Annotated in this window: 15 protein-coding genes; 11 read left to right on the top strand and 4 right to left on the bottom strand. The window is 42.6% G+C overall.

Annotation, left to right across the window (positions count from 1 at the left end):
* The first annotated feature begins 20 nt into the window (after positions 1-20).
* From pbpC to AC2CZC_RS09645, 4 genes are all read left to right on the top strand, one after another.
* Entirely contained in the window at positions 21-2,177 is a 2,157-nt protein-coding gene (gene pbpC / locus AC2CZC_RS09660; RefSeq protein WP_484584655.1) for a penicillin-binding protein 1C, read from the top strand.
* 161 nt (positions 2,178-2,338) lie between these two features.
* Positions 2,339-2,968 carry a hypothetical protein gene (locus tag AC2CZC_RS09655; protein WP_484584654.1) on the top strand — a complete coding sequence of 210 codons (630 nt, stop codon included), beginning with the start codon at positions 2,339-2,341 and terminating at the stop codon, positions 2,966-2,968.
* A 217-nt stretch (positions 2,969-3,185) separates the two neighbouring features.
* Positions 3,186-3,401, top strand: a complete 216-nt coding sequence (locus AC2CZC_RS09650; RefSeq protein ID WP_484584653.1) for a hypothetical protein — start codon at positions 3,186-3,188, stop codon at positions 3,399-3,401.
* A 233-nt stretch (positions 3,402-3,634) separates the two neighbouring features.
* A complete protein-coding gene (locus AC2CZC_RS09645; protein ID WP_484584652.1) occupies positions 3,635-3,991 on the top strand; it encodes a RidA family protein in 357 nt (118 codons plus the stop codon).
* A 34-nt stretch (positions 3,992-4,025) separates the two neighbouring features.
* Here AC2CZC_RS09645 and AC2CZC_RS09640 read toward each other — a convergent pair whose 3' ends face one another.
* Complete coding sequence (locus AC2CZC_RS09640) at positions 4,026-5,411, bottom strand: aminotransferase-like domain-containing protein (RefSeq protein WP_484584651.1); 1,386 nt, start codon at positions 5,409-5,411, stop codon at positions 4,026-4,028.
* Positions 5,412-5,506: 95 nt separating this feature from the next.
* Here AC2CZC_RS09640 and AC2CZC_RS09635 point away from each other — a divergent pair, with 95 nt between their 5' ends.
* A complete protein-coding gene (locus AC2CZC_RS09635; RefSeq protein ID WP_484584650.1) occupies positions 5,507-6,127 on the top strand; it encodes a LysE family translocator in 621 nt (206 codons plus the stop codon).
* A gap of 10 nt (positions 6,128-6,137) precedes the next feature.
* Complete coding sequence (locus tag AC2CZC_RS09630) at positions 6,138-6,560, top strand: GNAT family N-acetyltransferase (protein ID WP_484584649.1); 423 nt, start codon at positions 6,138-6,140, stop codon at positions 6,558-6,560.
* A 25-nt stretch (positions 6,561-6,585) separates the two neighbouring features.
* Here AC2CZC_RS09630 and AC2CZC_RS09625 read toward each other — a convergent pair whose 3' ends face one another.
* A complete protein-coding gene (locus tag AC2CZC_RS09625; RefSeq protein ID WP_484584648.1) occupies positions 6,586-6,810 on the bottom strand; it encodes a hypothetical protein in 225 nt (74 codons plus the stop codon).
* A gap of 159 nt (positions 6,811-6,969) precedes the next feature.
* Here AC2CZC_RS09625 and AC2CZC_RS09620 point away from each other — a divergent pair, with 159 nt between their 5' ends.
* Positions 6,970-7,590: a LysE family translocator gene (locus AC2CZC_RS09620; protein WP_484584647.1), complete on the top strand. Its 621-nt coding sequence runs from the start codon at positions 6,970-6,972 to the stop codon at positions 7,588-7,590.
* A gap of 119 nt (positions 7,591-7,709) precedes the next feature.
* The gene (locus AC2CZC_RS09615) at positions 7,710-8,027 is read left to right on the top strand and encodes a GNAT family N-acetyltransferase (RefSeq protein WP_484584867.1); all 318 of its coding nucleotides are present in this window, start codon (positions 7,710-7,712) and stop codon (positions 8,025-8,027) included.
* A gap of 83 nt (positions 8,028-8,110) precedes the next feature.
* Here the strand turns inward: AC2CZC_RS09615 and AC2CZC_RS09610 are convergent, their stop codons facing one another.
* Positions 8,111-8,254, bottom strand: coding sequence for a hypothetical protein (locus tag AC2CZC_RS09610; RefSeq protein WP_484584646.1), 144 nt, complete (start codon positions 8,252-8,254; stop codon positions 8,111-8,113).
* Positions 8,255-8,648: 394 nt separating this feature from the next.
* Here AC2CZC_RS09610 and AC2CZC_RS09605 point away from each other — a divergent pair, with 394 nt between their 5' ends.
* Positions 8,649-10,688 (top strand): S9 family peptidase, encoded by a 2,040-nt coding sequence (locus tag AC2CZC_RS09605; protein WP_484584645.1) that lies wholly within the window; start codon positions 8,649-8,651, stop codon positions 10,686-10,688.
* A 131-nt stretch (positions 10,689-10,819) separates the two neighbouring features.
* Positions 10,820-11,386: a hypothetical protein gene (locus AC2CZC_RS09600; protein ID WP_484584644.1), complete on the top strand. Its 567-nt coding sequence runs from the start codon at positions 10,820-10,822 to the stop codon at positions 11,384-11,386.
* A gap of 76 nt (positions 11,387-11,462) precedes the next feature.
* Here AC2CZC_RS09600 and AC2CZC_RS09595 read toward each other — a convergent pair whose 3' ends face one another.
* Positions 11,463-12,569, bottom strand: a complete 1,107-nt coding sequence (locus AC2CZC_RS09595) for a LamG-like jellyroll fold domain-containing protein (protein ID WP_484584643.1) — start codon at positions 12,567-12,569, stop codon at positions 11,463-11,465.
* 177 nt (positions 12,570-12,746) lie between these two features.
* On the opposite strand from AC2CZC_RS09595, the gene AC2CZC_RS09590 reads away from it, so the two are divergent.
* Positions 12,747-13,982 (top strand): right-handed parallel beta-helix repeat-containing protein, encoded by a 1,236-nt coding sequence (locus tag AC2CZC_RS09590; RefSeq protein ID WP_484584642.1) that lies wholly within the window; start codon positions 12,747-12,749, stop codon positions 13,980-13,982.
* Positions 13,983-14,025: the final 43 nt, after the last annotated feature.

Raw genomic sequence — 14,025 nt, 5'->3', positions numbered from 1 at the left:
TACCAACTAATTGATGCCAAATGACCTTTAAAAGAACATTACTCATTGCAGCCTATACTTGCCTACTTATTGTGATGAGTGCGATTGTTTGGCATACCAATAACCCATTGCCCCCTATCTACCCAGATGGTCCTGCAACCCTCATCACGTCGAGTAACCAGCAAACTCTACGCTCTTTTGGCGATAAACAAGGTGTACATAGATATAACATCACGCCCAAAGAAGTTCACCCATTTTATTTACAGGCCTTGCTGCACTATGAAGATCGCTGGTTTTATCATCACTATGGCGTGAATCCGTTTTCATTATTACGCGCAGCTGGGCAATGGATCAGATATGGTCGGGTTATATCTGGCGGCTCAACACTGACCATGCAGGTTGCACGCCTTATCGACCCACATTCAAGAACCATTGCAGGAAAGCTGCACCAAATCGCCAGAGCAATACAACTTGAATGGCATTACAGCAAAGAGGAGATACTCACCTTTTACCTCAATTTAGCGCCATTTGGCGGCAATATCGAGGGCGTTGCAGCAGCAGCCAATAAGTATTTTGGCAAATCTCCACTGTTGCTCACTAAAAATGAGGCCGCCTTACTAGTTGTACTACCGCAAAAACCTTCACAATACCGTCCTGATAAATATCCTGTGCGTGCAATCGCGATGCGCAATAAAGTACTGACACGCCTCTATCAAGGAGGCTTAATCAGCACTGAGCAGCACAGCCTAATGGTAAAGGAACAGATGAACCTTCAACCTAATAGGCCTGCTGTGCTTGCACCTCTGCTAAGCCGCTATTTAAAAATACGCTATCCAAATGCGCATAAACTGCACACCACAATAGACTATGCCTTGCAAAAACGTTTGTCCTCGCTGCTGCAACAAACCAGTCAGCGCTTGCCGCATAAAGCATCTGCCGCATTGGTCATCTTGCATAATCCCAGCGCTGAGATCCGCGCATACCAAGGCTCCGTTGATTTCAGCGACCTGAGCCGCTTTGCCCACGTTGATATGGCACGCGCAACACGCTCTCCAGGGTCAACTCTGAAACCCTTTATCTATGCGCAAGCGTTAGATTTAGGCCTTATTCATAGCCAAAGTTTATTAAGTGACATCCCTGCTGATTTTGATGGTTATAAGCCGCAAAACCTAAATGGCACTTTTATTGGGCCTATCAGTGCTCAGCGCGCATTGCAGCAATCGTTAAATGTGCCAGCAATTCAACTTCTCAATCGCATCACGCCTGCGCGCTTTGAGCAAAACCTTGCCAGTGCGGGCATTCACCTCGCCCATAAACATGCTAACTTATCTGTTGGATTAGGGGGGACAGGCACGCAATTATTAACACTGGCTAAACTGTATCGTGCATTGGCCAGTCAAGGGCACGTCGCCCCACTAAAAATACTCAGCAATGAACCAAACGATATAACTGGCAAGCAAATATTAAGTCCGCAAAGTAGCTGGATAACGTTTCAAATGCTCAGCGCACAGAGCGCGCCCGATCGTGTCGTACCATCAGTACGCCGTAAAATAGCGTGGAAAACTGGCACCAGTTACGGTTATCGTGACTTTTGGGCTGTTGGCGTGAGCCATGATTATACCGTGGCAGTCTGGGTCGGTCGCCCAGATGCAAGCCCCATGCTTGGTTATCTTGGTGCCACACAAGCCGCACCTTTGATGTTCGACGCATTTGACTTGTTGCCCCCTGACCGCCAACAGCTCACCCAACCTGACTCTGTCACCCACACGCTGATTTGTTGGCCCAGTGGTTTAGCGCTTGCACATATTCCAAAAGAGCAATGTGACTCACAACATCAAGCAATGACCATTGACCACATGACTCCGCCAAGTATGGATATTTATGGCGACTTCACGACCACACTAAGCTGGCCCGAAAAACTCAATCACTGGCTAGACAGTAAACACACTCACCGTTTGGAGTCAGCTTCACACCAAACCATTGCCATCACATCGGTGCGCAGCGGCCAGCATTACTATCGTTCGCAGATCGGTGCGCTACCATTAGAGTCAACGCACACAGATCAGGTAAGCTGGTTTATCAACCACAAGCCCATCGCGAAACCCGAAATCGCACTCGAACAATATTTGGGCGAGACGATAATATCGGCTTGTGTACGGTCACAATGTGACAAGCAAACCATTTATATTCATCCTTAATTTAACGCTCGTTTTGTGGTTTTACCGAAAATCACCACACAACCCATCGCCTCTAGTTTAGAAAAGTAAGGTGAGTCTGCTACACTCAGCTCATGACTGTAGTCTTAATGTCATAAATTATGACAGCGTAAACTAACAGATTGATAAAGGTGAGCTAAACCGTGTCGACAGATCCTTGGAATGAATTAGAATTGGCGCCCACTTCAGATAAACAAGCAATTGAAGCGGCGTATCAACAAAAACTCGAAAACTTAAGTACTGAATCAGATGACATTCGCGCTGAGCGAGAATCTGCGCTCCATGCTGCATACCAGTCAATTTTAAACAGCCTAGTAGCGCCTTTTACTCCATCTGATGACAGCTTAGCCAATCCGTTGTTTAACGAGTTTAGTGATGAACTCACGGATTTACTTGGCAATGCACATCGACATACACAAGTGTCTTCATGGCAATTACTCGTTGACCATCCTGCCTGCGAGGTTGTGTCTTTGAGAAATGACCTAGCAGCATTGGTATTTGATAAAGTATTGAATCATCAAAAAACCTGCCAAAATGATAAAGAAATGGTCTCCAGCGAAGTGCTGGTTTTTCTGACTGAGCAACTTGAATGGACTACACGAGAAGATTTAAAAACACGTTATGGTGAAGGGTTTTACTACCGGATGACGCAGCAAGACATCCCCCAACCTGAGTTTGTCCCAGAACCGATAGCAGATACAGGTAACCTCGCCAATATCTTTATTGGGCTGACTATCATCTGTGCCATTGGCTTATTAATGATTTCTGTATAAACATGTGTGTAAAACATTTGACCAGCTGAAAATAGCTGGTCAAATGATCCTACACTAAGTATTCACGCCTTCAATATAACGATTTATTCTGTGTCTAAGTCTCACAAATAGTAATAAAAATGAAATAAATCATTGTAACTTTATTACTTACACGATAGCTTAATGCCGTCTAAATATTAGACAAAGTACTCATTTAAACTAAGGAAAAGGTCAAAAAATGAAATTGAAGCTTAATAAAAAGAAGATCAAATCACTCACTGCTGATGCAAAGTCACTGCCTGTAAATGCAACGCCCGCGATAGCTGGCGGTTATCAATACACACATGATCAATTTTGCAGAGACTTTTCATTTGGTCCATATTTGTGTTTAACGGATGAACCGAAATGCAAAACAACGGCAACCACCAATATCCCTACCTGTTACTGCGGATAAAACATTGATTGAATGAGACCAAACAGCGCACGCCGTTTGGTCTTGATAACATCTCTTTTGTAACTTCCTAACAATATTCAATTTCTAGTGCTTAAATAACTTTCTGACTTACCATATAATTACAGCCATATAAACCGCTAGGTGGCCAACAAATGCTTACACCTTAAACAGTGCCACCTCGCAACAGTCAGTAAATTAGGGCGACTAGTCTGCCCGTTACCGAGGGTAAAAACATGAGCATTACTCGCAAACACACCAACCAGCGAATGAGTCGAATTGTGGTACATAATGATACGATTTATCTGTGTGGCCAAGTGTGTAAAGACGCAACGCAAGGAATCAAAGAGCAAACGCAAACCATGTTAGACAAGGTTGATGCACTTCTTGAAGAAGCGAACAGTGACAGAAAACATATCTTAAGCGCCACAGTTTATATCAGCGACATGCAATATTTTGCACAAATGAATGAAGTATGGGATGCATGGGTGCCAGAGGGGCATGCACCGGCAAGAGCCTGCGTGCAAGCGGCCATGGCAAGACCTGAACTATTGGTAGAAGTCTCTGTTGTTGCAGCCGTAAAGCAAGACTAATCTTGATGAGTTAGCCGATAAGTCGGCTAACTTTTTATATCACCACATCATTACGAACCAGCAGCTCTTTTAGTACGCTATCAATGCGAGTTATCGCAACATCAAAGGCAGCTCTTGTTGTCGGCCCACCCAGTGTAAAGCGAATACCATTTATCTCACACACCTCATTCGGCGAAGCAAACACGTCCAGTGCACGCACCTCAACTAGCTGAGCTTTAAACTGCGCCGCGACATAATGCATATTCAGATGTGCTGGTAGATACCAACACACATTCAAACCAAAAAATACCGCTTCAAAGCCATAACGGATCAGAGTCTTTTCAAGCGCTGCTTGCCTGTAACGGATCTCATCTTCTAGTTTAACTTGCACATACTGATACTCTTTACTTTGCAATGCGCGCATCATCAACTCAAAGTTTGTCATAGACACAGACCAGCATTGGGCATGCACAGTTTCAATGATCTGCTGTTGCCACAACAGAGGTGCCAACATGTAACCAGTTCTCAAGCCGCCACTAAAATATTTTGAGAAACTAGCTAAATAGAACACACGATCCGGTGCTTGTTGCCACAATGGCAAGCGCCAGTTTTCTGATAAGCAGTAGTTCACATCATCTTCAAGAATAAAAAAATGATATTTACGACTCAATGCCAGTATCGCTTGTAATGTTTCATCACTGTATTGTACGTTAATTGGGTTTTGACAGTTTGGGGTAATATAAATCGCTTTGACCATGTTGCTTTGACAAATAGACTCAAGCTTATCCAAATCAATACCTTGCGAATTGACAGGCACCCCTTGTGATTGCAACTTTAGGCTTTTACATGCTCTAAAAAAACCAGGATACGTGAGCGATTCATGTAAGACGAGATCCCCAGATTCACACAAGGCTGATAAACAGCTGTAAATCCCCTGCTGCGCGCCTTGGGTGAAAATAACTTCGTGTTGCTCACAGGCAAAACCGCGTTGTAATAGCCAATCCCGATAAAATTTTTGATGCCTAGGTAGACCATTCAATTTGTATGTCAGTAGCTCCCCAAGCTCCGTTTGGCTTTGCGACAGAGACTGCATTGCTCTCGCTATAATGCTTTCTTGGCCCATTAAAGGCTGAACACTGGCTGCCAAATCGCTTATCTGCATGTCGTGGTGCAAGCTGTTATTTTTTGAGACATAAGTACCTGCCCCTAATTTTGCTCGAACATATCCGCGCTGCTCCAATAAATCATAAGCTCTTGTCACCGTGCCATGGGTGATATGTAAAAGATCAGCAAGAACTCTTTGCGCGGGAAGACGCTGATCATATGCGAGCTGTTTATGCTCAATCGCCAGCTCAATGAGTTCAGCTAACGCCATGTATTTTGGTTGCGAAGTAGCTAAGCGTTGGTATTGTTCTTTACTAGGATGCCAAATTGTATTCATAACAATAAATAAATTGATGCCTATTTGTAGTTATGACAATAATTAAATACGGAAAAAAAAGCAACAATTGTATCAATACAATTAAAGGGGTTATTTTGCCATTGATTGAACTATCAACACTGTTACCTGCGCTGATACTCTTCAGTTTCACCGCTACCATTACACCCGGGCCAAATAATATTTTACTGACATATTCTGGGTCGAAATTTGGCATTAAAAAAACACTCCCTCATATTGTTGGACTCCTAGCAGGGATGACCATCATTCACATTATGATGCTGATGGGGCTGGGTCACTTGGTGCTGACCATACCGCCCTTACACTTTATCTTTAAGCTGTTGGCGAGTAGCTATATCGTATATCTGGCCTATAAAATTGCATTTAAGCACACCAAATCTTCACAAAAACAGCAACAAGCACATCCACTTACATTTATGCAAGGTGCACTCTTTCAGCTTATTAATCCAAAGTCGATAGCGACCTTACTATCATTGACAACCGCTTTGACACTCCCTGGAGATTATTATTGGCACTCAGCCATACTCGGTGTTGTGGTGTTCAACATCGTGGCCTTTGGCAGTGGTTTAAGCTGGATCTGTTTTGGCAAAGTGCTCAATAAAAAATTACAAAACCCCGCTCATATGAAGCGCTTTAACTATGCAATGGCCAGTCTGTTACTCGCTTGCCTTCCACTTATCCACCTCAGTTCGCAATAGGAGTTTAAAGATGCAGCTCATCAATCAACTTTCGCAATCACAATTCAAACAAGTTCATGCATTTTTGTCAGAGCGGAGCTATTGGAGTAAGGGCATAACCGCTGAAAAGTTACAAACAGCCATCGATAACTCGCTGTGTTTTGCACTGGTACAAAACAATCAGCTCATTGCATTTGCCCGTGTTGTCACAGACTGCGCAACATTTGCAAATCTTCTCGATGTTTTCGTTTTGGAACCGTTTAGAGGAATGGGGCATGGCAAACAACTACTAGATGCTGTGGTCACACATCCTAAATTACAAGGACTTAGGCGTTTCACACTGGTAACGCATGATGCCCATACGCTTTATCGACAGTTTGGGTTTGATGATGTGCAATCTCCCGAGTTTTTAATGGAACGCCACATCCCTGCTGCATACAAGGCAGCCTCATAAGTAGGTGCGCACAGCGCACCTCACTTTAGTGCGTGTTGCTCAGCACACGCTTATTTGCCTGTGACGCATAAGTGCTTGCCCCTAACCTTGCTCGAACATATCCGCGCTGCTCCAATAAATCATTAGTGCTTGTCACCGTGCCATGGGTGATATGCAAAAGACCAGCAAAGACTCTTTGCGTAGAAAGACGCTGATCATATGCGAGCCGTTTATGCGCAATCGTTTTCTCGATGAGTTCAGCTAACGCCATGTATTTTGGTTGCGAAGCAGCTAAGCATAAGTACTGCTTTTTGCTGGGGTTAAATTGTACCCATAACAATAAATAAATTGATGTCTATTTGTAGTTAGAAAATAATTAAACACAGAACAAAAAACAACAATTGTATCCATACAATTAAAGGGGTTTATTTTGCCATTGATTGAACTATCAACACTGTTACCTGCACTGATACTCTTCAGTTTCACCGCTACCATTACACCCGGGCCAAATAATATTTTACTGACATATTCTGGGTCGAAATTTGGCATTAAAAAAACACTTCCTCATATTGTCGGGATCCGAGCAGGAATGACCATCATTCACATTATGATGCTTATGGGACTGGGGCACTTGGTGCTGGCCATACCGCCTTTACACTTTACCTTTAAGCTGTTGGCGAGTGGCTATATCGTATATCTGGCCTATAAAATTGCATTTAAGTACACCAAATCTTCACAAAAACAACAGCAAGCACAGCCGCTTTCATTTATGCAAGGTGCGCTCTTTCAGCTTATTAACCCAAAATCGATGGCGACCTTACTATCATTGACGACGGCTTTGACACTCCCTGGAGATTATTATTGGCATTCAGCCATACTCGGTGTTGTGGTATTCAACATCGTGGCCCTTGGCAGTGGTTTAAGCTGGATCTATTTTGGCAAAGTACTCAGTAACAAATTACAAAACCCCGCTCATATGCAGCGTTTTAACTATGCAATGGCCAGTCTGTTACTCGCTTGCCTTCCACTTATCCACCTCAGTGCGCAATAGAAGTTTAAAGATGCAACTCGTCAATCGACTTTCGCAACCACAATTCAAGTAAGTTCATTCATTTTGTCTAAGCGGAGCTATTGGAGTAGGGGCATAATCGCGAAAGGTTACAAACAGCCATAGATAATTCGCTGTATTTTGCACTGGTACAAAGCAACCAGCTCATTGCATTTGCCCGTGTCGTCACAGACTATGCAACATTTTCAAATCTACTCGATATATTTGTTTTAGAACCTTTTAGAGGAATGGGGCATGGCAAACAGCTACTAGATGCTGTGGTCACACATCCTAAATTACAAGGACTTAGTCACATTACAGTGGTAACACATGATGCCCATATACTTTATCAACAATTTGGGTTTGATGATCTGCAATCTCTCGAGTTTTTAAGGGAGCGCTATATCCCTGCTACCTGCATATCACAAGATCAACATTAAAGTTATACAGCCGCATACAAGATAGACTCATAAATAGGTGCGCACAGCGCACCTCACTTTATTGCGTGTTGATCAGCGCACGCTTATTTGCCTGTATTCGTTTGTGGTTTACATGGAAAGTAACAACCTGTAATAACCGCACCACCTGCAACTTTGTCTGTCAGTTGCTGAGTTACAACTTTATTAGATAAATTAGCTAGCTTTTTAGTTTTAAGATTAAGTTTCATAAAAATTTCCTTATTTAATTAAATTAATACACCACCTAAATGGTGGGAATAAAATACCCCAAAAAAATTAAATATCAAGAAATAAATTACCCCGACATTTTCCAAGCATGGAATAATAGATTAATTAAAAAACAAAAAAGTGTGATATTCCCAATAATGATAAAAAACTATTATGTCCCTGTTTCAACTACCACCGATGTTTTGATGAGATCAGAGCGCGTGAACAGCTGAATCAATACTTTAGAATTAGCAATAATCCAAAGTACACTAAGGTTGATTTAAATCATCTCACCTTCTCCATTCGACCACAGGCTAGGTCAGCCTATCTCATAATGCTTGTTAATCAGACGATTCAAATTTACTGTAGAGAAAATTAAAAATAAAAGTTCTACTTATGAAGCCAATCACTTCTCTCGCCCTCAGCGGCGTGATGCTTGCCTTAACAGCAACAGACAGCTCAGCAAGCACAACAACATTTAAGTCTGATGATATTTTTGCCCTAGAATATGCAGCCAGCACACAGATCAGCCCAGATGGCAAAAAAATTGTTTATGAGCGCAGCAGCTATGACATCATGAAAGATGTGCCAAAACGTACTTTATGGTTATATGACATAGCGAAAAAGAGTCACTATCCGCTCTTTGCCGATCAATATAGCTACAGCCAAGCTCGCTGGTCACCTGATAGCAGCAAAATAGCATTTACCAGCAATAGCAGCGGCTCTCGCCAATTACATGTGTATTGGGTAGAGCAAGATAAGCAAGCTGTACTCACTCAGCTGCCCAAAGCCATTGGCGATATAACGTGGTCACCTGACGGGGCACAAATTGCATTCACTATGAACGTACCTCAAGGTAAATCTAAGTTTGCAAAATCAGTTAAATTACCAAGCAAGCCAAAGGGCGCTCAGTGGTCTGAACCGGTTAAAATTTTCGAAAAAGCCAGATACCAAGCTGATGGACGAGGCTATCTTGAGCCAGCTTTCAGACATGTTTTTGTTTTGCCAGCTAATGGCGGTACACCAAGACAGCTTACGAAAGGGGACTTTCAACACCGAGGGCCCTTGGCTTGGAGCCCAAATAACCAAAACATCGTTTTCTCATCAGATCAACACCCTGAATGGGAGTACAGAGTTACAGAAACCGATTTATATCAGGTTAATCTAGCGAACCAAACACTGATGCAGCTAACAGACTTACCGGGAGCTGAGTACAGCCCGACCTTCTCTGCGAAAGGCGATAAATTAGCATTTATCAGTCGCGGTAACGCACCAGTGCCATACATCAATAGCCAATTAACATTACTGTCTATCAAAGATAAAAAGCTTAAATCATTGACCGAGGGCTTAGACCGCTCTGTTGCGGATTATCGCTGGGCTGGCAAAGGTGACTTTGTTATCCAATATGATGACCTAGGTAAGCGCGTCCTAGCCAAGGTGTCTTCACGTGGCAAAGTTAAGCCACTCGTAGACGATGTATCAGGCACAACACTGGGTCGTCCTTATGTCAGCGGCAGCTTTACCATGGCTAACAATGGTACATTGGCTTACACCCAAGGCAGCAGTCAAGCACCAGCAGATGTGGCATACTGGCGAAAAGGGAAAACAACAACACTGACACAGTTAAACCAAGACCTATTAACCCATCGCACATTAGGTGAAGTACATGAATTCAATTACAAATCAGAATTTGATGGGGAGCAGATCCAAGGTTGGTATATCACACCACCTAACTTTGATAAGTCAAAAAAATACCCGCTATTAGTAGAAATTCATGGTGGCCCACATTTAGCGTATGGCCCTCACTTTAGTGCAGAATTGCAACGTTATGCAGCTGAAGGTTACGTTGTAGTTTACGTCAACTATCGTGGCTCAACCAGCTATGGCGAGCGCTTTGCCTTGTTACTGGACGGCAAATATAGCTCTAAAGAAGACTTTGCAGATCATAACTCAGCCGTCGATGCCCTGATCGAAAAAGGCTTTATCGATGAAAATAACTTATTCATTGCTGGTGGTTCTGCGGGCGGCATTGCAACAGCCTATGCGGTTGGTCTAACAGACAGATTCAATGCCGCGGCCATCACAAAGCCTGTGATTAACTGGATCAGTAAGGTACTTACAGCAGACAGTTACCTTGGCCAAATTCGCAATCAATTCCCGGGCCTACCTTGGGAAAACCTTGCACATTATTGGCAGCGTTCACCGCTATCTCTGGTCGGTAATGTCACTACGCCATCGTTAATTATGACAGGTGAATTAGACCGACGTACTCCAATGTCCGAATCAGAGCAGTTCTACCAAGCATTAAAACTGCGTAAAGTAGACACGGTACTTATTCGTGTTCCTGGCGCGCCACACGGTATTGCAGGTCGGCCATCGCGTATGATTTCAAAAATTGAGCACACCCTTGCTTGGTTTGAGATGTATAAAAAATAAAATAAGTTAAAATATAAATTGCCGGAGAAATCCGGCAATTTTTTTGATAAATATCAACTTATTCGACTTTATAAAAAGGATAGCCAGCCGATAGATACTAAAGGTACATAACACACAGATAAGGAATCATCATGTTGTCTAAAATCCTACATCACTCTCATATTAATGAGCCCAAAGCCACTGAAAATAAAACATCTCAGCCCTATATTCTGAGTCATAAAAGAACCAGTGAGCTACCTGAAAACGTCCTAAAGCCCACACCACGCGAAAAATCACAATATCAACAAAAAGAAGACGATGAAGAAAAGCAGCCCCTTATTAGTAAGGAACTAGACAAAGAGGCCGCGGCTTATAAAAGGCGAAATCCCGTTTTCAAAGAGCAATACGAAAATCTTGAAAAAGTTGTGGAACTTTTACAAGAAAAAATCCGCAATCTACAAAAAGAAATTAACGAGTTAAAAAAACCACCTTTACAGCGAACCTTGACCATACATGCGCCCGCGACAGACTCCGCACCTGACACACCAAAAAGCAGTGAAGTGCCAGAGCATATTGGTAGCAAAGCCTACAAGAACACACAAGAAGAAGACTTGATTGAAGTGCTGGAACAGCAACTGAATGACCTTAAAACCCAAAAAGCTGAGATCAGCACCGAAATGATTAACCTCATCTTAGAAGAGCGTAGAAGGTCCAAATAACGCAGTTCATTGGGATTTAAGCTCAGAAGGAGTGAACAGCTTCCCCCAAGAGAGAACCGTTCACTTAAAATGCGCGCTAAATGCCGCCTTTACTGCCTGAGCCACTGCAGTTACGAGAATTCCCCTTGTTATACTGCAGCCGTATCTCTGAAGGGGTCAAAACCCGATGGTAAAGCTGTATTTCACCTATTGCACCATGGAACAATCCAGTTTTGAACGATGAACGACTGCCAATACGCAACGGCTTTTCATTGCTTAACGAGCCTTGCCGACCTGTTGGATCAAAAGCACTATTGAGCTGTCCATTAAGATAAAAGCGCAGCCCTTTACTGCGATCCCTATCTACACTCACAGCAACATGGTGCCACTGACCATCAGAGACAAATGCCTTCGAGTCGTAAAAAGTACAAGAAGAATCGGGCTCTTGGCAATACCAGCTGCCATCACCATCGGCGAGTTGCAGCGCCAAGTATCCTTCATCGATATAAAAAGCATACCCTTGAACATCCGACACTTGATCTTCATAGCGCTTATCCACAATGATGTGCTGACCTTCCGATGACGTTTTAACCCAAGTTGCTAACGAAAAATCCCCTGTACTCACATCAAGTTCAGAGTCAAACACCTCTACATAATCGTCAAAACCATCTAAACAAAAGGCCAAATTTGATTTTTTATTCGCAAGTTTTATGCTGTCACCCGTTTCAACTGACAGCTGGTACTGCTCACTTTTTAGCACTTTCGATGTTGAAGAATTATACCAAAACAGCCCAAGAATGATGAAAAGTGCCAAAATGATACCTGCCACGGCAATAGGCCAAATATTGACGTTTTTATCCGTATAATCCAACTTCACAGGCTGCACGAGCAAATACCCTTTACCTCGGATGTTTTTGATATGCTCTAAGTCATCTAAAGCAGAAAAAGCTTTTCTTAGAATACTTATTCGCTGTTTTACATTTTCATTACCTGTGACAACACCTTGCCAAACCATATTTTGCAGCTGTTCAGCAGTTAGAGGCGTAGTTTGATGCTCAACTAAAGTCAAAAGAAGTGAAAAAGACAGCTCAGATAGTGGCTGGCTCAAGGTCTCTTTATGTAACGATTTAGTGTTTAAATCGGCATAAACATCACCTATCCACAAACCTTTACATTTTTCTAAACTACACTTTTTTTCATCCATAAAAAATTTATCCATAAATATCAACAAGTAACACTTACCCAAATCCGGTAAAAGTAATTTTACTCTTTATTTACCCTGTTTTTCTAGTGTTTTCTGCATCTTATTACCAATATAAACGCAATTTCTTATTCACTTTGAATCAACAATAAATTCAAACATTTGATAATGGAGTGTCCAATGACGAATACAAAAAAGCCTACTCATAAAGCCATGCTGCTAATAAATATACTCATAGCAACGCCAAGTTTTGCAAGTACCACAACGCAAAACAACCTCGTAGTGAAAACAAATAATTTACACTGTGATCATTACATTCGCAGCGCACAACATCTAATTGATGGCCAAAGTATGGCAATTAAAGCTGGAGAGACCGTGTGCTTAGAAGCGGGCACACGAGGACCACTGAGAGTGCGCAATATGCAAGGAACAGCATCTGCACCTATCACAATACGTAACCAAAATGATGTCGTTACTTTTTCTCCTTATGAGTACAGCATCGCGATTGAAAACAGCCAATGGCTAAGGGTTACCTCAACTCCAGTAGAGGGTGAGTCAGAGTATGGGTTGAGACTTGGCGGTACATTGGGGGTTGGCGCACTGAGCGAACAAATTGAAATCGACCACCTCGAAATTTATCGCGCTCGTTTTGCTGGCATGTTAATTAAGACGGATCCCACTTGCGATGCCAATACATGGGCTGAAAATTTTACCATGACAGGCCTGCGTATTCATAATAACTATATTCACAGTACCGAAAGCGGCGAAGGCATGTACATCGGATATACGGGTAAATCCCGTAACTTGGTGTGTGACAATGCACTAACTACGGTCTACCCACACAAAATTCAAGATGTACATATTTTTGATAATAAACTTGAGAACATCGCTGCCGATGGCATACAGCTTAACTCAGTGCAAGGCAATGCATTTATCACCAATAACACCCTATACCGCACTGGAGTCAGTCCATTTGATCCACACTGGCAAAACACAGGTATTCAAGTTGGCGGTGATGGTGTGGAAGTAAGAGACAACTTGATTTATCGCAGCGGTGGTAACGGCATGATGATAGATGGAGATGGGATTAAAGTGCTCAATAACCATATTATTTATGCTGGTGAAAATGGCATATTTGCCCGCAATGCTGCACAACAAGATAGTACTATCAGCAATGGCTTACCACATGCTTATAAAGGAAATTTAATCGTTCATCCTGGCAGCTATGCATTGAAGTTATATGCCGTCAACACCAATTCAGCGCATTTAATCATTGAAAACAGCATAGAAAATGATGGCACATTAGATTCGGCAGGCAGGCCTAAGACCTTTTCTTATTTGAATGACGCAGTAATACGCCATGAATTGAATAACCATCACTATGTCACTCAATCAGCATACCAGCAGGCACAGTGACGCATGAATGAACCCACATCGTCTCGCTGGGTGTACACCTCGT

This window comes from Pseudoalteromonas sp. MMG033, from assembly GCF_057197785.1.
Note: the sequence above shows the minus strand (reverse complement) of the source record. Positions and strands in the feature narration are given on the sequence as shown.

Excerpts from the sequence above, each read along its gene's own strand:
- AC2CZC_RS09590 (WP_484584642.1), top strand. The coding sequence starts at position 12,747 with ATGACGAATACAAAAAAGCCTACTCATAAAGCCATGCTGCTAATAAAT.
- AC2CZC_RS09600 (WP_484584644.1), top strand. The coding sequence starts at position 10,820 with ATGTTGTCTAAAATCCTACATCACTCTCATATTAATGAGCCCAAAGCC.
- pbpC (WP_484584655.1), top strand. The coding sequence starts at position 21 with ATGACCTTTAAAAGAACATTACTCATTGCAGCCTATACTTGCCTACTT.
- AC2CZC_RS09650 (WP_484584653.1), top strand. The coding sequence starts at position 3,186 with ATGAAATTGAAGCTTAATAAAAAGAAGATCAAATCACTCACTGCTGAT.
- AC2CZC_RS09625 (WP_484584648.1), bottom strand. The coding sequence starts at position 6,810 with ATGGCGTTAGCTGAACTCATCGAGAAAACGATTGCGCATAAACGGCTC.
- AC2CZC_RS09610 (WP_484584646.1), bottom strand. The coding sequence starts at position 8,254 with ATGAAACTTAATCTTAAAACTAAAAAGCTAGCTAATTTATCTAATAAA.
- AC2CZC_RS09630 (WP_484584649.1), top strand. The coding sequence starts at position 6,138 with ATGCAGCTCATCAATCAACTTTCGCAATCACAATTCAAACAAGTTCAT.
- AC2CZC_RS09645 (WP_484584652.1), top strand. The coding sequence starts at position 3,635 with ATGAGCATTACTCGCAAACACACCAACCAGCGAATGAGTCGAATTGTG.
- AC2CZC_RS09595 (WP_484584643.1), bottom strand. The coding sequence starts at position 12,569 with ATGGATGAAAAAAAGTGTAGTTTAGAAAAATGTAAAGGTTTGTGGATA.
- AC2CZC_RS09605 (WP_484584645.1), top strand. The coding sequence starts at position 8,649 with ATGAAGCCAATCACTTCTCTCGCCCTCAGCGGCGTGATGCTTGCCTTA.
- AC2CZC_RS09640 (WP_484584651.1), bottom strand. The coding sequence starts at position 5,411 with ATGAATACAATTTGGCATCCTAGTAAAGAACAATACCAACGCTTAGCT.